Below are 17,910 nucleotides of genomic sequence, written 5' to 3'. Positions count from 1 at the left end.
CGGCGCCGCGCCGCTGCTACGGTGGGCCACTGGTACAGACAGCAAGTCGCAGGTGGCGGAGGTTCGATGCCGGCAACACAACACGCACCACAACAGTTCGTCGATAGCGTCGACGGCACCCGGATCGCCGTGTACGAAGAGGGCAACCGGGAAGGGCCGACGGTGGTCCTGGTACACGGCTGGCCGGACTCGCACGTGTTATGGGACGGGGTCGTACCGCTGCTGGCGCAACGATTCCGGATCATTCGCTACGACAACCGCGGCGTCGGATTGTCCTCGGCTCCCAAACCGGTCTCCGCCTACACGATGGCCCGATTCGCCGACGACTTCGCCGCGGTCATCGGCCAGTTGAGTCCCGGGCAACCGGTGCACGTGCTGGCTCACGACTGGGGTTCGGTCGGGGTGTGGGAGTACCTGACTCGGCCCGGCGCGGGCGACCGGGTCGCGACCTTCACTTCGGTGTCCGGGCCGGCGCACGACCAGCTGGTCCAGTTCATCTTCGGCGGTCTGCGGCAACCGTGGCGTCCGCGCAGATTCGCCCAAGCGGTCAGCCAGGCCGTGCGGCTGACCTACATGGCGTTCTTCTCGATTCCGGTGCTGGCGCCGCTGCTGCTGCGGTTGGCGTTTCGCAGTGCGGCGGTGCGGCGCGCCGTCGTCGACAACATCCCGGTCGAGCAGATCCGTCATTCCGACAACATCGCCAGCGACGCGGCGAACTCGGTCAAGGTGTACCCGGCCAACTACTGGCGCTCGTATTCCGGCAGCTTCCGCCGCCGCGGTGTGCATGTGGTCGACGTACCGGTGCAGCTCATCGTCAACACGCGCGACAAGTATGTGCGGCCGCACGGGTACGACGAGACCGCTCGCTGGGTGCCGCGGTTGTGGCGACGCGACATCCGGGCTGGGCACTTCTCCCCGATGTCGCACCCACAGGTGATGGCCGCCGCGGTGCAGGACTTCGCCGATCTCGCCGACGGCAAGCCGGCCAGCCGCGCGCTGCTGCGCGCCCAGGTGGGCCGTCCGCGCGGCGACTTCGGCGACACGCTGGTGTCGATCACCGGCGCCGGCAGCGGCATCGGGCGCGAGACCGCGCTCGCGTTCGCCCAGGAGGGCGCCGAGATCGTGATCAGCGACATCGACGAGGCCACCGTGAAAGAGACCGCCGCGCTGGTCGCGGACCGCGGCGGGGTCGCGCACGCCTATGTGCTGGACGTGTCGGACGCCGACGCGGTCGAGGCGTTCGCCGAGCGGGTGTGCGCCGAGCACGGGCTGCCCGACATCGTCGTCAACAACGCCGGGGTCGGGCAGGCCGGGGCGTTCCTGCATACCCCGGCCGAGCAGTTCGACCGGGTGCTGGACGTCAATCTCGGCGGCGTGGTCAACGGTTGCCGGGCCTTCGGGCGCCGCCTGGCCGAGCGCGGCACCGGCGGGCACATTGTCAACGTGTCGTCGATGGCCGCCTACGCACCGCTCGGCTCGCTGAACGCGTATTGCACCTCGAAAGCGGCGACATTCATGTTCTCCGACTGCCTGCGCGCCGAGCTCGACGCCGCCGACGTCGGGCTGACCACCATCTGCCCGGGCGTGATCGACACCAACATCATCGCTACGACCCGGTTCGACACGTTGGTCGGGATCGACGACGAGCGGGTCGACGGCCGGCGCGGCCAGTTGGACAAGATGTTCGACATCCGCCGCTACGGTCCGGACAAGGTGGCCAACGCGATCCTGTCCGCGGTCAAGAAGAACAAGCCGATCCGGCCGGTCACCTTCGAGGCCTATGCGCTTTACGGCGTCTCGCGGGTGCTGCCGCAGGCACTGCGCAGCACCGCACGCGTGAAGGTGATTTAAGGCTGCGTGCCGACCGGTGCGCCCTCGGTGCGCCGAAGGGCGAACGCAGCGGCGATGCCGGCCATGCCGATCACCGTCAACGGGATCATCCACATCCGACGGCTCGACACCGACGACTGACACGCGCTCACGAAATCGGTGTGCGGGATGATCTGGTTGAGGATCGGGATGTTGGCGCCGTTCCTGTCGTTGGCGGCCCGCGCGCCGCTCAGGTCGCTGGCTATTCCATTGCCACAGCTAATCGTTCCGCCGTTGCTGTTGGACACCGTCACCGGGACAAGCAGGCCGATCACGCCTGCCAGCAAAAGTGCAGCACTTACTGCGATTATCAACCGTCGCACCGTCATCATCGGCCCTTCCCGCGCAGGGTTTTCCGTCGAAAAGATGTTTAGCCGCGTTCGACTACCGCTAAACGCGTGCGGGATCGGTTCGGTCGAGGATGCCCGAGGGGCGGTAATTCGGCGTGGTCGGGGTATCCGGCAGGCGACGAACGAGGAAGGGACTTGCCGATGACGTTGACCGAGGAGCTGGCGAGGAACCGGGACGTCGAGGCCTCCGTACTGGGTGCCCTCGCCGAACGGCTCGACCCGGCTCAGGTCGCCTAGGCATGGAAGCCGTCGACGCCGTCGTCATCGGGGCCGGACACCACGGTTTGGTCGCGGCGGCGATGTTGGCCGACGCCGGCTGGGACGTGCTGGTGCTGGAGGCTCAACCCGAACCGGGTGGGGCGGTGCGCAGCGCCGAACTGACGCCGGGTTACATCACCGATCTGTTCAGTTCCTACTACCCGATGACAGTGGCGTCGCCGGCGATCACCGCGCTGCGGCTGGAGGAGCACGGCCTGCGCTGGTCGTACGCGCCGGCTGTGGTGGGACACCCGCGCGACGGCGCGGACGACGACCCGCCGGTGCTCTACCCTGACCCGGCACGGACGGCTGCGGAGTTCGGCCGTCGTGAGCCCGCCGACGCCGACAACTGGTTGCGGGTAGTGGAGTTGTGGGACAAGGTCAAAGACCCACTGCTCAATGCGATGCTCTCACCGTTTCCACCGACTGGTGCTCTGCTGCAGTTGCTGCGCAAGCTCGGCACTTCCGAAGCGATACGCCTCGCCAATCTTCTTGTCCAGCCGGCTAATTCGATGGCCCAGCGGATGTTCGACGGCGAGGCGCCGCGAATCATGCTGCTGGGCAATGCAATGCACGCCGACATCCCGCCCGACGCCCCGGGCAGCGGCGTCATGGGCTTCCTGATGACGATGCTTGGTCAGGACGTCGGCTGGCCGGTGCCCGTTGGCGGCTCGGGGCAACTGACGGCAGCGCTGGTCAAGCGCGCATCGTCGGCGGGCGCACGCGTCGAGTGCAACCAGAACGTCGCCCGCATCCAGGTGCAGGGCGGCCGGGCGGTCGGAGTGACGACAGCGTCCGGCCGCACGGTTCGGGCGCGGCGCGCGGTGGTGGCCGATGTGACTGCGCCGCAACTGTTCTGCCAGATGCTGCCGCCGGACACGTTGCCGGACAGCCTGTTACAGGACCTCGAGCACTTCGAGTGGGATCCGCCGGTGGTCAAGGTCAACTATGCGTTGGACCGCCGCGTGCCCTGGCGTGCGGAGCAATTGCGCAGCGTCGGCACGGTCCATCTGGGCGCCGACGGCGACGGGTTGGTGCGCTGGATGGCGGACCTGAACACGCGGGTAGTGCCCGAGCGTCCGTTCATGCTGCTCGGTCAGACCACGACGGCGGATCCGACGAGATCACCGGAGGGCACCGAAAGTGTCTGGGCGTACACGCATTTGCCGCGGGATATCTACGATGATGAGTCGGCGGAGCGGCTGGCCGAGTCGATGGATCAGGTCATCGAGGAACATGCGCCGGGATTCTGCGCCGGGGTGATCCACCGCCACCTGCAGCGACCCTCGGATCTGGAAGCCAGTGACGCGAACCTGTATCGCGGCGCGGTCAACGGCGGGACGTCGCAGTTGCAGCAGATGCTGATCTTTCGTCCCGCGCCGGGAATGGGCCGGGCCGAGACGCCGATCGAGCGGCTCTACCTGGGCAGCGCGTCGGCATCGCCGGGCGGTTCGGTGAACGGCGCCTGCGGGCGCAACGCGGCCAAGGCCGCGCTGGCTGCCGACGGGGTGACCGGCTGGCCGCGGCGGAAGCTGAGCCGGGCGGTGATCTCGCTGCTGACGAAATGACGCCTTATCGCGCAGCCGTCGCCGAGCGTCACGCTGGCGCGGCATTCGCCGTCGAGCGCCACGCCAGCTTGACGCTCGGCGCGTAGAGAGCGGGGACAGGCGCTCGTCAGCCCTTTTCGCAGATGTCTTCCAGCACCGCGAACATGGTGCGGGTCGGGACGCCGGTGCCGCCCTTGGGTGAGTAACCCCAGGCGCTGCCGGTGTTGTAGGCCGGGCCGGCGACGTCGATGTGTGCCCATTGCACCGAGTCGGCGACGAATTCCCGCAGGAACACCCCCGCCACCAGCATCCCGGCGAACCGCTGCCCGCTGATGTTGGACAGGTCGGCCACGTTGGACTTCAAATCGTCCTTGAGTTCGTCGGGCAGCGGCATCGGCCAGCCGTTCTCGCCGACGCGCTGCGAGATCTCGGCGACCCGGTCCCGGAAGTCGTCGCTGCCCATCACCCCGGGAATGCGCGCTCCCAGCGCTACCGTCTGCGCACCGGTCAACGTGGACGTCTCGATCAGATAATCCGGGTTGTCCTCACACGCCCGCACGATCGCGTCGGCCAGGATGAGCCGGCCCTCGGCGTCGGTGTTCTGCACCTCGACGGTGATGCCGCCGTACTGGGTCAGCACATCCCCAGGCCGCTGCGCGGTCGCCGACGGCATGTTCTCGGCCATCGGAACGGTCGCGATGACGTCGATCGGGAGCTCCCGCTGCGCGGCCAGAATCACGGTGGCGATCACCGCGGCCGCTCCGCCCATGTCCGAGGTCATGTGGTGCATCGAGGCGGCCGGCTTGATGGAGATGCCGCCGGTGTCGAACGTGACGCCCTTGCCGACCAGCGCGACCTTCTTGGCCTGTCTGGCGTTCTTGGCCAGCCGCGAGCCGCGATGGGTCAGCCGCACCAACCGCGGCAGGCGCGAGGAACCCTGACCGACACCGATCAGCCCTCCGTACCCGGCCTTCTTCAGCTGCTTGTCGTCGAGGATCTCCACCTCCAGGCCCGCCGATTCGCCGAGTTCTTTGGCGCGTCTGGCGAATTCGGCAGGAAACAGGTGGCTGGGCGGAGTGTTGACGAAGTCGCGCGCGGTGGCCACGGCGGCCGCCACGGCCGCACCGTGCGCGCTTTGCCGTTTGGCGTCCTTCGCCGTAGACAGCACGGTGATCCTGCGCAGCCCAGGGTCTTTCGGTGCCGTCTTGGCGCTGCGGAAAGCGCTGAACCGGTAACCCCCCAGGATCAAACCCTCGACCACCGCCGACGTCACGTCCTGACCGGGCAGCTCACCCAGCGTCGTGATCACCGCCTCGGCTTTGCCCAGCGAACGCGCGGCCACACCGGCCGCGCGGCGCACCACGTCGGCCGGCCATTCGGTGCGGGCCTTGCCCAAGCCGACGGTCAGCACGCTGGCCACCGGCAACGACGACACCACCAGCCGGTGGGTCTGCTCGGTGCCCCCGGTGGCGCCCAGCGCCTGCAGGCCCGCCTCGATCTCGGTGACCGCCTCGGCCGGCAGCAACGTCTCGGCCGCCGCTACCTGAGCGCCGGTCTGTTCGTCGTCACCGGACGAGACGACCGGGACCAGTAACACCGCGGACCCGACCCCGCGTTTGGGCAGCGCGGTCGCGACGGTGACGGACGGGGGTTGGTAACCGGTGGTAGCCACGGGCAACCACCCTAGTCACTGCGGCCTAGGTTGGCTTCTCCGCCGGGTTGTCGAGCAGTTCGTAGGCCGGCACCGGAGCGTCGAAACCCTTGAGCGTCAAGGGTCCGACGGGGGCGCCGCGCCACTCTGGCAATGCGCCGTGCAGCGCCGAATCGACCAGGATCTGCCCCGGTACGGCCGCCGAGACGAGTCGCGCGGCGAGGTTCACCGGGTTGCCGAAGTAATCGCCGTTGATGGCCAGCACCGTGCCGTGCGCCAGCCCGGCCCGCACCTGCAGTCCTTCCTCGCGTGCCTTGGGATGGTTGACGAGATCGAGCGCCGCCGTGGCGAGCTGTTCGGGTGACCCGCACACCCACATCACTTCGTCACCGATGAACTTGACCACCCGGCCGCCGTCGGCGTGCACCACGTCCGACACCGCTGCGGCGAACTCGTTGAGCAGTTCCGACAACTGCCCGGGGGTCAGCGCCTGGGTGAGCGCGGTGAACCCGGAGAGATCGGCAAAACCGATGCCGCACACCACGCTTGACGACGTGTCACGGATGACGCCCTCGAAGTGGGTGCGAGCACTGGTCAGGTGATGACGGTGCACGATGTCGATCAACGCCCCGATCCGCGGCACGAACTCGGCGATCGCGCGGTAGGCCTGGGCGGTGGCGAACTCGTCGTGGGTGTGGGTCATCTGGATGTCGGGGGCGCCGAGGCGGATCATCGTCGACTCGGCTTCGGCGAGCCGGGCCATTGCGGCGCCCAGCACCCGCAGCAGCCCGAACGCGCCGTCCTCGCCCACCACACCCTTGAGCGCGACCCACGTCTGGAGCGCCTCGACGTCGGCCTGGCTCAGCGCGGGCACGTCGGAACCGGCGATGGTCAGCCCCAGCAACCCCCAGGCATGCGCCACCTCGCCGGCCGACAAACCGAGCTGCTCGGCGGCGGCCGCCACGGTGTAGATCGGGCGTCCCGACCAGCCCAGGACGTCCCCGGCCAGCCCGAACAGCCGCCCGCGCCGCTCAGCTTCGGCCATCTCCTCGACAGTGAAACCGAGCTCGTCCAGATACTTGATCAGGTCGGCGCGCTCGCGTGCGTTCGCGATTCCGGCGGCTTCCAGGCCATCCCAATCGAACACCTGCCCAAGTTTGCCACCAGCGGCGGACATTAGGGTGAGACAGCGTGAGCGAGGCGCGGGATCTGCAGCAAGGCCCATTGGAAGAACGGCATCGTGAGCTGGGCGCCACGTTCGCCGAGTTCGGCGGCTGGTCGATGCCGGTCTCGTACGCCGGGACCGTCGGCGAACACAACGCGACCCGCACCGCGGTCGGCCTGTTCGACGTCAGCCATCTCGGCAAGGCGCTGGTGCGCGGTCCCGGCGCGGCGCAGTTCGTCAACGCCGCGCTGACCAACGACCTGACCCGGGTCGGTCCGGGCAAGGCGCAATACACGTTGTGCTGCAACGAATCCGGTGGCGTCATCGACGACCTGATCGCCTATTACGTCGACGACGACGAGATCTTCCTGGTACCCAACGCCGCGAACACCGCCGCCGTCGTCGACGCGCTGCAGGCCGCCGCGCCCGCGGAGCTGACGATCACCAACCTGCATCGCGACTACGCGGTGCTCGCCGTGCAGGGGCCGAAGTCCTCCGACGTGCTGGCTGCGCTCGGTTTGCCGACCGAGATGGACTACATGGGCTACGCGGACTCGTCGTATTCCGGTGTGCCGGTACGGGTTTGCCGCACCGGATACACCGGCGAACACGGCTACGAACTGCTGCCGCCGTGGGAGTCCGCGGGGGTCGTGTTCGACGCCCTGGTGGCCGCGGTCTCCGACGCCGGTGGCCAGCCGGCGGGTCTGGGCGCCCGCGACACCTTGCGTACCGAGATGGGCTATCCGCTGCACGGGCACGAGCTGTCGCCCGACATCTCGCCGCTGCAGGCGCGGTGCGGGTGGGCGATCGGCTGGAAGAAGGACGCCTTCTTCGGCCGCGACGCGCTGCTGGCCGAGAAGCAGGCAGGTCCGCGGCGGCAGCTGCGCGGGCTGAAGATGCTCGGCCGCGGCGTGCTGCGCCCCGGGCTCAACGTGCTCGACGGCGGGTCGACGATCGGGACCACCACGTCGGGAACGTTCTCGCCGACCTTGCAGCGCGGCATCGCGCTGGCGCTGATCGACACCGACGCCGGGGTGCAGGACGGCGGCCAGGTCACCGTCGACGTGCGCGGCCGAGCGGTCGACTGCGAGGTGGTGCGGCCACCGTTCGTCGAGCTGAAAACGCGGTAGCCGGGGCGATTCGCGTGCCGAAAATGCGTTGGCGCACGGTTATACAATCGGCCCCATGACCGGCGCCCCCCTCGAGTTCACGGTTTCGCGCGCGGCCAACCCGGCCAGCGAGACCGAGCGGGCGGCGATCCTGGCCGACCCCGGTTTCGGCCGGTACCACACCGACCACATGGTTTCGATCGACTACGTCGAGGGTCGGGGCTGGCACAACGCCCGCGTGCTCGGCTACGGCCCGATCGAGCTGGATCCGTCGGCGATCGTGCTGCACTACGCGCAGGAAGTGTTCGAAGGACTCAAGGCCTACCGCTGGACCGACGGCTCCGTGGTCTCCTTCCGGCCCGACGCCAACGCCGCCCGGCTGCGCTCGTCGGCGCGGCGACTGGCGATCCCGGAACTGCCCGAAGAGCTCTTCATCGAATCGCTGTGCCAGCTCATCGCGGTCGACAACGACTGGGTGCCCAAGGCCGGCGGCGAAGAGGCGCTGTACCTGCGGCCGTTCATCATCGCCACCGAACCCGGCCTCGGGGTGCGCCCGGCCAAGGAGTACCGCTATCTGCTGATCGCTTCACCCGCCGGCGCCTACTTCAAGGGTGGCATCAGCCCGGTCACCGTCTGGATTTCCACGGAGTACGTGCGGGCCAGCCCGGGCGGCACAGGTGCGGCCAAGTTCGGCGGCAACTACGCCGCCTCGTTGCTGGCGCAGGCCGAGGCCGCCGAACACGGCTGCGACCAGGTGGTGTGGCTGGACGGCGTGGAACGCCGCTACGTCGAGGAGATGGGCGGGATGAACCTGTTCTTCGTGCTCGGCAAGGGCGGGTCGGCGCGACTGGTCACCCCCGAGCTGTCGGGTTCGCTGCTGCCCGGCATCACGCGAGACTCGTTGCTGCAGTTGGCTCTTGACGCCGGTTTCGCGGTCGAGGAACGCAAGATCGACGTCGACGAATGGGAGAAGAAGGCAGCGTCCGGTGAGATCACCGAGGTGTTCGCGTGCGGCACCGCCGCCGTCATCACCCCGGTGGCGCAGGTCAAGTACGGCGAGGACGAGTTCACCATCGCCGACGGCACGCCGGGCGAGGTCACGATGGCCCTGCGCGACACGTTGACGGGGATCCAGCGGGGCACCTTCGCCGACACCCACGGCTGGATGGCGCGGCTCGATTAGGGCGCGAGCAGACGCAGAACCGCATTCCGCGGGTCTCCCGCGTGCGATTCTGCGTCTGCTCGCGCTCAGAAGGCGACCAGCGCCACCGCGGTGACCGTCGTGGTCACTTCGATAGCGGCGCCCAGCACGTCACCGGTGATGCCGCCGAACCGCCGCACGCAATGCGCAACGAGCAGCGCCCCGCACCCGACCGCCAGCAGCACCGCGATCGGCCCCTGCCAGGGCCGCGCCCCCACCGGGACCGCGGCGATCAGCAGAACCAGCAGCCAGGCCAGCGCCACCCAGACCGGCTGGGTGCCCGCGACCTGCACGCCCAACGCGCTGCCCTCGGCCGCGGGCACCGAGCGTCGGCACGTCAACACCGCGGTGCATCGACCGGCGAAGACGGCCAGGACGATCGCTCCCGCGCCCAGCGCGCAAAAAGCAAAGCCCTGCAACCCCATGACCATGACCACCGCCGCCACCCCGAACGGCCCCGTCGACCCGTCGCGCATCACCGCGAGCGCACGCTGCGCCTCGCCGTAGCAGCCCAGCCCGTCGGCCGTGTCGGCGACACCGTCGATGTGCAGGCCTCGCGTCACCAACAGCAGGATTCCGACGGCGAGCAACCCGGACAACGGGCTGGCCGAACCGAACGCAGCGGCCCCGGCCCAGGCCACCGCCGCCGCCAACCCGCCCAGCGCAACACCGACCACCGGTAGCGCCGTCATCGCCCCGCGACCCATCGCCGCGGCCTGTGACCCCGGGACCGGCAGCACCGTTCCGAACGCGAAAGCCGTTGCCACCGAACGGATCACGATGTAGGTCCGGTGACTCCCGCGTCGGTGAACGTCGCCATCGAGCCCAGCGCCGCCACCGCGGCGCGCAGCACAGGCAACGCGACCGCGGCGCCGGTGCCCTCGCCCAGCCGCATGCGCAGGTCGACGATCGGTTCCAGCTCCAGCGCCGTCAGGGCCAGCGTGTGACCCGGTTCGGTGGACCGATGCCCGGCCTGCCACCACTGCCGAGCCCCGGGCGCCAACCGCTCGGCGACCAGTGCCGCTGCCGTCACCGCCATGCCGTCCAGCAACAACGGGGTACGCCGGATCGCGGCCTGCGCGCAGAAGCCGGCCATGGCCGCGAAATCCGCACCGCCACAACGGCGCAACAATTCGACGGGGTCGTCGGAGCCGGCTCGGAACAGGGCGTCGCGGACGGCCGCCGTCTTGCGGGACCAGGCGGCGTCGTCGATCCCGGTGCCGGAGCCGACCACGGCGACCGGCTCGCTGTTGGTCAGCGCCGCCACCAGCACCGCGGCCGGGGTGGTGTTGCCGATGCCCATGTCACCCGCGATCAGCAGGTCGGCGCCGGCGTCCACCTCCTCGTCGGCGATCTGCTGACCGGAGGCGAGCGCCCGGTCGACCTCGTCCTGGGTCAGGGCGTCCTCGACGGCGATGTCGCCGCTGCCGCGGCGGACCTTATCGCTGACCTGTTTGGTCATGCCCAACACGTCGGCACAGTCCACCGCCATATCGGCGATACGCACCGTCGCGCCGGCGACCCGCGCCAGCGCGTTGATCGCGGCCCCGCCGGCTTCGATGTTGGAGACCATCTGGGCGGTCACCTCCGGCGGATAGGCCGACACCCCCGACCGCGCCACGCCGTGGTCACCGGCGAACACCACCACCCGGGCCCGCTCGAATTGCCTTGGCGGACAAGCGCCTTGGCAGGACGCCACCCACACCGACAGCTCCTCCAACCGCCCCAGCGCGCCCCGCGGCTTGGTCAGCGTGTCCTGGCGGGCGCGGGCAGCCACCGCGGCGCCCGGGTCGGGCGGTGACACCGGCGCGAACCCGATCACACCGGCGCCTTGACCGTCAGCGCCTGTCCGGCCACCACCAGCACCACCCGCTCACACAGCGCCGCGGTGCGTTGGTTGAGCGTGCCCAGTTCGTCGGCGAACCGGCGGCCGGACGCGCTGGCCGGCACCACCGTCAACCCCACCTCCGGGCTCACCAGCACCAGTGTCGAGGCGAACGTGCCGACCGCGCACAGCAACTCGTCGAGTGGCGCGTTCACCGATCCGCCGTCCCAGCCGTGGCGGTCCAGGGTGCTGGTCAACCAGGTACCCAGGTCGTCGACGAGAGTCGGAGTAGTGGGGGACTGACGCAACGCGCCGGCCAGATCGCCGGTTTCCACCGTCGTCCAATGAGCGGGGCGACGATCGCGGTGGTCGGCGACGCGCCGCGACCACTCCGGATCGGACCCGTCGACCGGACCCGCCGCCAGATAGCGGACCGCCTCGTCGGGTGCCAGTGCTTCAGCGATGGCTTGCTCCGCCCACCGGGACTTGCCCGATCTGATGCCGCCGAGTACCAGCGTGCGCACCGGGAGTCAGTCGGCTTTCGGGCGGCTGCCGCGCTCGACCTGGGGCCGGGGCATCCGCATGCGCCGCATCTGCGAGGCCCGCCCGGCCGCGTAAATACCGAGCTTCCAATGGCTTTCGGTGTTGTCCGGGAATTTCGCGTCGACCAGCTTGCCGACCTTGCGGCCCAACACGATCCCATCGATCATCATCAACGCCATCAGCAGCAACATTGCCGGCGAGATGTAGTACTGCAACTGTGGCACGGCGAACATGACGGCCAACAGGAACAGCGCCGACGGCATGAACAGGCCGAGCACGTTGCGTCGGGCGTCCACCACGTCGCGGACGTAGCGGCGGACCGGCCCCTGGTCGCGCGGCAGCAGGTAGGCCTCCTCACCGGCCTTCATGCGTTCCTGACGCTCGGTCATCCGGGCTCGCCGGGCGTCCCGTTCGGCGCGGCGCTCCTCGCGGCTGAGCTTCGGGCCGGCCAGCGACTTGCGCCGCGCGCGCGCCTCGGCGGCGGTCATCGGCGCGGGCGCGACCGGACCCTTGCGGCCCTGCCGCCGGGCCTCGTCGCGCTTGGGCGTCGGCCGTCCCTTGGGGCCGGTGGTGCGTGACGCGCGAGACGGCGCCTGGGCCGAACCGGCTTCCTGCTCGGTCGAGTCCGGCGTGTCGTCACCTTCGGCCCCGCTTTTTCCGGAGCCTCTATTGCGGCCCAACAACTTCACGACCGCCAGGTTACTTCGCCGCGCCCGGCCCGCTGAATGCGCCTGTTATGCCTGCGGCGGCGGGCGGGTTAGACCTACGCTGCCAGTAATGAACGGCTCGCAGGCGTCGGATGATGCTGCCGGTGACTTCGGGCCCGGCCGCCTCCAGCTGCCCGCCATGCGGGTGTTGGTGGCCCCCGATTGCTACGGGGACAGTCTGTCCGCGGTGGAAGCGGCCGCCGCCATCGCCACCGGCTGGACGCGCTCACGTCCGGGCGACTCGTTCATCGTCGCCCCGCAATCCGACGGGGGGCCGGGCTTCGTCGAAGTATTGACCAGCCGGATGGGCGGACTGCGTCGACTGCGGGTGTGTGGCCCGTTGGACACCGACGTCGTCGCCGACTGGGTGTTCGACGAACGCTCGGCGACCGCCTATCTGGAGTGCGCGCAGGCTTGCGGGCTGGCGTTACTGGACGGTCCCCCCACGCCGGAGACCGCGATGACCGCCCACAGCAAGGGCGTCGGCCAATTGATCGCCGCCGCGCTGCAGTCCGGCGCCCGGCGGATCGTGGTCGGTTTGGGCGGCAGTGCCTGCACCGACGGCGGCCAGGGCATGGTCGACGAACTCGGCGGGCTGGACCTGGCGCGCAAACGGTTGGCCGGTGTCGAGCTGATCGCCGCGTCGGACGTCGAATACCCGCTGCTGGGCCCGTGGGGTGCGGCCCGCGTGTTCGCCCCCCAGAAGGGAGCCGACACGGCGACCGTCGCCAGGTTGGAGGTACGGCTGGAGGCCTGGGCGCTGGTGTTGGACACCGTCGCCGGACGCGACGTGAGCGCGGAGCCCGGCGCGGGTGCCGCCGGCGGCATCGGGGCCGGACTGCTCGCGCTGGGCGGTCGCTGCGAGTCCGGGGCGGCCATTGTGGCCGAACTCACCCATTTCGCCGACGACCTCGAAGACGCCGACATGATCGTCACGGGCGAGGGGCATTTCGACGAGCAGTCCCTGCACGGCAAGGTCGTCGGGGAGATCGCGGCCGCCGCCCGCCCGCTGGGCATACCGGTGATCGTGCTGGCCGGGCAGGTGTCGGTGGACAAGGCCACCACCCGCGTGTCGGGCATCATGTCGGCCCTGGCGATGTCCGAATACGCAGGTTCGGTGCGGTTGGCACTGGCCGACGCGGCGAATCAACTGATGGGGTTGGCGTCCGAGGTGGCCGCGCGACTCGGGAATAGCGGCCCGCCGGGGTACCGTTGAACCAGTGGGTTTTCACCCGAACAGTCCCCCGGACATCGAGCGGGAGAGCCGGGCGGAATCCACCCGACATATCAGGCATGTAGGAGAAGCAATGACGGTGCAGAACGAGCCGACCGCCACGGCCCACGGGGTGATCCTGACGGACGCCGCCGCCGCCAAGGCGAAATCCCTGCTGGATCAGGAGGGACGCGACGACCTGGCGCTGCGTATCGCGGTGCAGCCGGGCGGGTGTGCGGGCCTTCGTTACAACCTGTTCTTCGACGACCGGACGCTGGATGGCGACCTGACCGTGGAGTTCGGCGGGGTGACCCTGACGGTGGACCGGATGAGCGCGCCCTATGTGCAGGGTGCCTCGATCGACTTCGTCGACACCATCGAGAAGCAGGGCTTCACCATCGACAACCCGAACGCCACGGGTTCGTGCGCGTGCGGCGACTCGTTCAACTGAGCTAGTACTGCCCACCGGTGCGCAGCACGTAGGAGCACACCAGGATCTGACCGCGCTGGAAGAGCAACTGCGCGATGCCTTGCACCTCTTTGCGCGCCGGTCCGCCGGTGCTGGGTGTCGCGTTCATGCTGAACAGCGCCTGAGCCTGGTACTGCGACAGGTAGACGATCTTGTCGATCGAGGTGACTTCCACCTCGGCGAACTGCTTGCGGAACGCGTCGCTGCTGAGCTTGGCCAGCGCCTGGTCGGAGCGCTTGTCCTTGACCGCGTCGTAGATGCCGCACATTGCGTTGCGGACGATGACGTCGGTGTCTTTGTGCGCCAGGGCGTTGAGGTAGGTCTGGATGACCGACTTGGCGGACGCCTCGGAGAACGTGGTCCTGGTGTTGGACCCGTTGGTGCGGACCCCGTAGACGATGGCCGTGGTCAGGCCCGCTATCAGTGCGATCGTCAGCAGGATGCCCAGCAGTAGCCGGCGACGCCGTCGTTTCGGGTAGGGGACCGGTGCCGGCGGCCCGGGATGATAAGGCGCCGCTCCTCCCCCGTCGGGCGGGAAATCGAGGGTTTCAGGCTGGTTGGGGCCGGTCTCGGGGTACGGCTGGCTCTGCTGAGGTCCTTGGTCGCCGACCGGGAGGTTCGGCGGGTGCGGACCGGCCATCGTTGTTCTCCTACGCTGTGGGGTGAGAGGAATGAGCGGGTTGCCGTCCGAGTCCGGAGTCCGGCAACCGGGTGAGTTCTCTAGGCAGGCTAGCGCAACGGCTGCGGGCAGCAGCGTTGGTTGTCCGGCCGGCGTTCATGAGAGGCTAGACGACCTTAGAAACGAAGGGCGGAGATTTAGTGACCATCGCGGTAACCGGTTCCATTGCCACCGACCATTTGATGCGGTTTCCCGGTCGGTTTTCCGAGCAGTTGCTGCCAGAACACCTGAGCAAGGTGTCGCTGAGCTTCCTGGTCGACGACCTGGTGGTGCATCGCGGGGGAGTGGCCGGAAACATCGCCTTCGCCATCGGCGTGCTCGGGGGCAGCGCCGCGCTGGTCGGTGCGGCCGGCAACGACTTCGCCGACTACCGGGACTGGCTGCAGTCGCACGGCGTGAACTGCGACAACGTGCTCATTTCCAACACCGCCCACACCGCGCGGTTCGTCTGCACCACCGATACCGAGATGGCCCAGATCGCGTCGTTCTACCCCGGAGCGATGTCGGAGGCCCGCGACATCAAGCTGGCCGAGGTGGTGCAGAACATCGGCACCCCCGAGTTGGTGATCATCGGCGCCAACGACCCGGCGGCGATGGTCGTGCACACCGACGAGTGCCGCAAGTTGGGGCTGGCGTTCGCCGCGGACCCCTCGCAGCAGCTGGCCCGGCTCTCGGGCGATGAGATCAAGCAGCTCATCGACGGTGCAGCGATCCTGTTCACCAACGACTACGAATGGGATCTGCTGCTGTCCAAGACCGGCTGGTCGGAGGCCGACGTGATGGCGCAGGTCGATCTGCGGGTGACGACGCTGGGCGCCAAGGGTGTCGACATCGTCGAACGCGACGGCACGTCGCTGCACGTCGGAGTGGTGCCCGAGACCAGCCGCACCGACCCGACCGGCGTCGGCGACGCCTTCCGCGCCGGGTTCCTGACCGGCCGCAGCGCCGGACTGAGCCTGGAACGGTCGGCGCAGCTCGGTTCGCTGGTCGCGGTGCTGGTACTGGAATCGACCGGAACCCAGAACTGGGAGTGGGACCGGTCGATCGCGGCCGCGAGGCTGACCAGCGCTTTCGGCGACGAGGCGGCCTCCGAGATCGCCGCGGTGCTCGCCTGAGTCGTTAGCCCGCGAGGAGACGCAAAAGCACCCATTTCTCGCCGAAAATGGGTGCTTTTGTGTCTGTTCGCGCTCAGAGCTCGACCGGGTAGACCGGTTCGCTGATCTGGGGCACCACGCTGTGCTCGACGAAGATCGCGTGCCACAGCATGAAGATCAGCAGCGTCCACAGTCGTCGGCTGTGGTCGGCGGCGCCGAGACGGTGCTCGTCGAGCATGCGACGTACCGCGGCGACGTCGATCAGGTGGCCGGCCTGCGACGACTCGACCATCTCGTAGGCCCATTCCAGCAGTTCACCGGCGCGCAGCCAGTGCCGGATGGGCACCGGAAAGCCCAATTTGGGCCGGTGTAGCACGTGCGCGGGCACGATCGGCTCCAGCGCGCGCCGCAACGCGTACTTGGTGGTGGTGCGGGTGATCTTGGCCTGATAGGGCAGCCGCGACGCGACGGCGAACACCTCGGGATCCAGGAACGGCACCCGCAACTCCAGCGAGTTGGCCATCGTCATCTTGTCGGCCTTGACCAGGATGTCGCCGCGCAGCCAGGTGAACAGGTCGAGGTGCTGCATCCGGGCCACCGGATCCCAGCCGGCCGACTCGGCATAGATCGGGGCGGTGACGTCGGTGTGGGTCCACTCCGCCCGAAATCCGGGCAGCACGTCGCGCAACTGCGCGTCGGAGAAGCTGCGGGCGTTGCCGTAGTAGCGCTCTTCGAGGGTCAACGAGCCACGGTGCAACAGGCTTTTGCCGCGCATGCCTTCCGGCAGCGGCTTGGACACCCGGCCCATGGACCGGCGCAGCGGCCGCGGCAGATAGTCGAAAGGCTTGAGCGACAACGGTTCCCGGTAGATCGTGTAACCACCGAACAGCTCGTCGGCGCCCTCCCCGGACAACACCACCTTGACGTGTTTGCGGGCCTCGCGGGCGACGAAGAACAGCGGGACCAACGCCGGGTCGGCGACCGGCTCGTCGAGGTACCAGACGATTTCGGGCAACGCGCCGACGAACTCTTCGGCGCTGACCACCTTGGCGATGTGCCGCGCGCCGATCGCCTCCGCCGAAGCCACCGCCACGTCGAGTTCGGAAAAGCCCTCGCGCTCGAAACCGGTGGTGAAGGTGATCAGCCGCGGGTTGTGCCGGATCGCCAGCGCCGCGATCGCCGTGGAGTCGATGCCGCCGGACAGGAACGACCCGACCGTGACGTCGGCGCGCATGTGCTTGGCCACCGAATCCTCGAGTACCGCGGTGATCTCGTCGTAGCGGGCCTGCTCGGTGTCCGACGTGATCGGCACCGCCCTGAAGCGCGGCGCGAAGTAACGGGTGACGTCCGGTTCCGCGCCGGGGCGGATGACGGCATAGCAGCCCGATTCGAGCCGGCGCACCCCACGGTGCAGCGTCTCGGGCTCCGGCACGTACTGCAGCACGGTGTAGTGCTGCACCGCGCGCTCGTCGATCCCAGAACCCGCAGCGTCGAAGCCGACCAATTCCGCCAGGTCCAGTAAGCACTTCTTCTCGCTGGCCACCGCGGTGCCGCCGGTGCCGGTCGCCATGAACAGCGGTTTGATGCCGAACGGGTCGCGGGCGCAGAACAGCTCCCGGGTGACGGTGTCCCACAGGGCGAACGCGAACATGCCGCGCAGGCGGGTGAGCACCTCGGGGCCCCAGAAGTGGAATCCGGCGACGATCGCCTCCCCGTCGCCGTCGGTGGTGAATACGTCGCCGTGTTCGGCGCGCAGTTCGTCACGCAGTTCCAGGTAGTTGTAGATCTCCCCGTTGAAGACCAGCACGTAGCGATCCGGCGCGTCCGGCGGCCCCCAACGCAGTGGCTGATGGGAATGGGCGATGTCGATGATGGACAGCCGGTTGAACCCGAAGATCACCGAACCGTCGGCATCCGGGTCCGCCCAGGTGCCGGATTCGTCCGGACCGCGGTGCCGCATCAGGTGCGATGCGCCGCCGATCGCGTCGTCGGCCCGGTCGATGTGCCCCGGGTCGGCCGCACCCGTAGCGCCTGGTTGACCGGCCGGAGCGGCGACGAAGGCCAGCAGTCCACACACGGCGCCCCAGTATGCCGCACGCGGCCGATACCTGCGCGATGCCGCTGGCCGGGCCCCGTCCGGCGGGTCGGGGTGACCAGGCAGTCGCCTGCCGGGTGGGCGTGGTCTACGCTGCGTAGTATTCGACATCCGAGTGAGCCGAGTCGGCTGACA

Annotated in this window: 16 protein-coding genes; 7 read left to right on the top strand and 9 right to left on the bottom strand. The window is 69.0% G+C overall.

What is annotated here, in order from left to right:
• Window positions 1-66: 66 nt before the first annotated feature.
• Window positions 67-1,851: an SDR family oxidoreductase gene (locus AC5Y4D_RS11630; protein ID WP_500037197.1), complete on the top strand. Its 1,785-nt coding sequence runs from the start codon at window positions 67-69 to the stop codon at window positions 1,849-1,851.
• Here AC5Y4D_RS11630 and AC5Y4D_RS11625 read toward each other — a convergent pair.
• The gene (locus AC5Y4D_RS11625; protein WP_500037196.1) at window positions 1,848-2,198 is read right to left on the bottom strand and encodes an aminopeptidase; all 351 of its coding nucleotides are present in this window, start codon (window positions 2,196-2,198) and stop codon (window positions 1,848-1,850) included. The two genes, AC5Y4D_RS11630 and AC5Y4D_RS11625, sit on opposite strands and share 4 nt — an antisense overlap.
• A 260-nt stretch (window positions 2,199-2,458) precedes the next feature.
• Between AC5Y4D_RS11625 and AC5Y4D_RS11620 the strand changes: the two genes are divergently transcribed.
• The gene (locus tag AC5Y4D_RS11620; RefSeq protein WP_500037195.1) at window positions 2,459-4,045 is read left to right on the top strand and encodes a phytoene desaturase family protein; all 1,587 of its coding nucleotides are present in this window, start codon (window positions 2,459-2,461) and stop codon (window positions 4,043-4,045) included.
• A 106-nt stretch (window positions 4,046-4,151) separates the two neighbouring features.
• On the opposite strand, the gene AC5Y4D_RS11615 is transcribed toward AC5Y4D_RS11620, so the two are convergent.
• Together AC5Y4D_RS11615 and AC5Y4D_RS11610 are read right to left on the bottom strand one after the other, a co-directional pair.
• Window positions 4,152-5,696, bottom strand: coding sequence for a leucyl aminopeptidase (locus AC5Y4D_RS11615; RefSeq protein ID WP_500037194.1), 1,545 nt, complete (start codon window positions 5,694-5,696; stop codon window positions 4,152-4,154).
• A 25-nt stretch (window positions 5,697-5,721) separates the two neighbouring features.
• Window positions 5,722-6,852, bottom strand: coding sequence for an adenylate/guanylate cyclase domain-containing protein (locus AC5Y4D_RS11610; protein WP_500037193.1), 1,131 nt, complete (start codon window positions 6,850-6,852; stop codon window positions 5,722-5,724).
• 14 nt (window positions 6,853-6,866) lie between these two features.
• On the opposite strand from AC5Y4D_RS11610, the gene gcvT reads away from it, so the two are divergent.
• Both gcvT and AC5Y4D_RS11600 read left to right on the top strand, forming a co-directional pair.
• Window positions 6,867-7,970: a glycine cleavage system aminomethyltransferase GcvT gene (gene gcvT / locus AC5Y4D_RS11605; protein ID WP_500037192.1), complete on the top strand. Its 1,104-nt coding sequence runs from the start codon at window positions 6,867-6,869 to the stop codon at window positions 7,968-7,970.
• Between the two features lie 55 nt (window positions 7,971-8,025).
• Entirely contained in the window at window positions 8,026-9,132 is a 1,107-nt protein-coding gene (locus AC5Y4D_RS11600) for a branched-chain amino acid aminotransferase (protein ID WP_500037191.1), read from the top strand.
• A gap of 65 nt (window positions 9,133-9,197) precedes the next feature.
• Here the strand turns inward: AC5Y4D_RS11600 and AC5Y4D_RS11595 are convergent, their stop codons facing one another.
• From AC5Y4D_RS11595 to AC5Y4D_RS11580, 4 genes are read right to left on the bottom strand one after another with little or no spacing between them, the layout of a single operon-like run.
• A complete protein-coding gene (locus AC5Y4D_RS11595; RefSeq protein WP_500037190.1) occupies window positions 9,198-9,929 on the bottom strand; it encodes an adenosylcobinamide-GDP ribazoletransferase in 732 nt (243 codons plus the stop codon).
• A complete protein-coding gene (gene cobT / locus AC5Y4D_RS11590; RefSeq protein ID WP_500037189.1) occupies window positions 9,926-10,972 on the bottom strand; it encodes a nicotinate-nucleotide--dimethylbenzimidazole phosphoribosyltransferase in 1,047 nt (348 codons plus the stop codon). Before cobT ends, AC5Y4D_RS11595 begins: the two co-directional genes overlap by 4 nt.
• Window positions 10,969-11,499 carry a bifunctional adenosylcobinamide kinase/adenosylcobinamide-phosphate guanylyltransferase gene (locus tag AC5Y4D_RS11585; RefSeq protein WP_500037188.1) on the bottom strand — a complete coding sequence of 177 codons (531 nt, stop codon included), beginning with the start codon at window positions 11,497-11,499 and terminating at the stop codon, window positions 10,969-10,971. The genes cobT and AC5Y4D_RS11585 overlap by 4 nt, the downstream gene beginning before the upstream one ends.
• A 6-nt stretch (window positions 11,500-11,505) precedes the next feature.
• Window positions 11,506-12,207 (bottom strand): DUF3043 domain-containing protein, encoded by a 702-nt coding sequence (locus AC5Y4D_RS11580; protein ID WP_500037187.1) that lies wholly within the window; start codon window positions 12,205-12,207, stop codon window positions 11,506-11,508.
• A 157-nt stretch (window positions 12,208-12,364) separates the two neighbouring features.
• Here AC5Y4D_RS11580 and AC5Y4D_RS11575 point away from each other — a divergent pair, with 157 nt between their 5' ends.
• Together AC5Y4D_RS11575 and AC5Y4D_RS11570 are read left to right on the top strand one after the other, a co-directional pair.
• Window positions 12,365-13,441, top strand: coding sequence for a glycerate kinase family protein (locus AC5Y4D_RS11575; protein WP_500037262.1), 1,077 nt, complete (start codon window positions 12,365-12,367; stop codon window positions 13,439-13,441).
• A 91-nt stretch (window positions 13,442-13,532) separates the two neighbouring features.
• Window positions 13,533-13,889, top strand: coding sequence for a HesB/IscA family protein (locus AC5Y4D_RS11570; RefSeq protein WP_499945730.1), 357 nt, complete (start codon window positions 13,533-13,535; stop codon window positions 13,887-13,889).
• 1 nt (window position 13,890) lies between these two features.
• Here AC5Y4D_RS11570 and AC5Y4D_RS11565 read toward each other — a convergent pair whose 3' ends face one another.
• Window positions 13,891-14,547, bottom strand: a complete 657-nt coding sequence (locus AC5Y4D_RS11565; protein ID WP_500037186.1) for an Rv0361 family membrane protein — start codon at window positions 14,545-14,547, stop codon at window positions 13,891-13,893.
• Between the two features lie 179 nt (window positions 14,548-14,726).
• On the opposite strand from AC5Y4D_RS11565, the gene AC5Y4D_RS11560 reads away from it, so the two are divergent.
• Complete coding sequence (locus AC5Y4D_RS11560) at window positions 14,727-15,701, top strand: carbohydrate kinase family protein (protein WP_500037185.1); 975 nt, start codon at window positions 14,727-14,729, stop codon at window positions 15,699-15,701.
• 73 nt (window positions 15,702-15,774) lie between these two features.
• Here AC5Y4D_RS11560 and asnB read toward each other — a convergent pair whose 3' ends face one another.
• Window positions 15,775-17,757 (bottom strand): asparagine synthase (glutamine-hydrolyzing), encoded by a 1,983-nt coding sequence (gene asnB / locus AC5Y4D_RS11555; protein ID WP_500037184.1) that lies wholly within the window; start codon window positions 17,755-17,757, stop codon window positions 15,775-15,777.
• Window positions 17,758-17,910: the final 153 nt, after the last annotated feature.

The sequence above is a fragment of the Mycobacterium sp. NGS67 genome (assembly GCF_059812185.1).
This window is presented reverse-complemented; position numbering and strand designations above follow the sequence as displayed.

Coding starts and splice junctions, on each gene's coding strand:
- AC5Y4D_RS11575 (WP_500037262.1), top strand. CDS start 12,365: ATGCGGGTGTTGGTGGCCCCCGATTGCTACGGGGACAGTCTGTCCGCG.
- AC5Y4D_RS11610 (WP_500037193.1), bottom strand. CDS start 6,852: ATGTCCGCCGCTGGTGGCAAACTTGGGCAGGTGTTCGATTGGGATGGC.
- AC5Y4D_RS11600 (WP_500037191.1), top strand. CDS start 8,026: ATGACCGGCGCCCCCCTCGAGTTCACGGTTTCGCGCGCGGCCAACCCG.
- AC5Y4D_RS11570 (WP_499945730.1), top strand. CDS start 13,533: ATGACGGTGCAGAACGAGCCGACCGCCACGGCCCACGGGGTGATCCTG.
- AC5Y4D_RS11625 (WP_500037196.1), bottom strand. CDS start 2,198: ATGACGGTGCGACGGTTGATAATCGCAGTAAGTGCTGCACTTTTGCTG.
- AC5Y4D_RS11565 (WP_500037186.1), bottom strand. CDS start 14,547: ATGGCCGGTCCGCACCCGCCGAACCTCCCGGTCGGCGACCAAGGACCT.
- AC5Y4D_RS11630 (WP_500037197.1), top strand. CDS start 67: ATGCCGGCAACACAACACGCACCACAACAGTTCGTCGATAGCGTCGAC.
- AC5Y4D_RS11620 (WP_500037195.1), top strand. CDS start 2,459: ATGGAAGCCGTCGACGCCGTCGTCATCGGGGCCGGACACCACGGTTTG.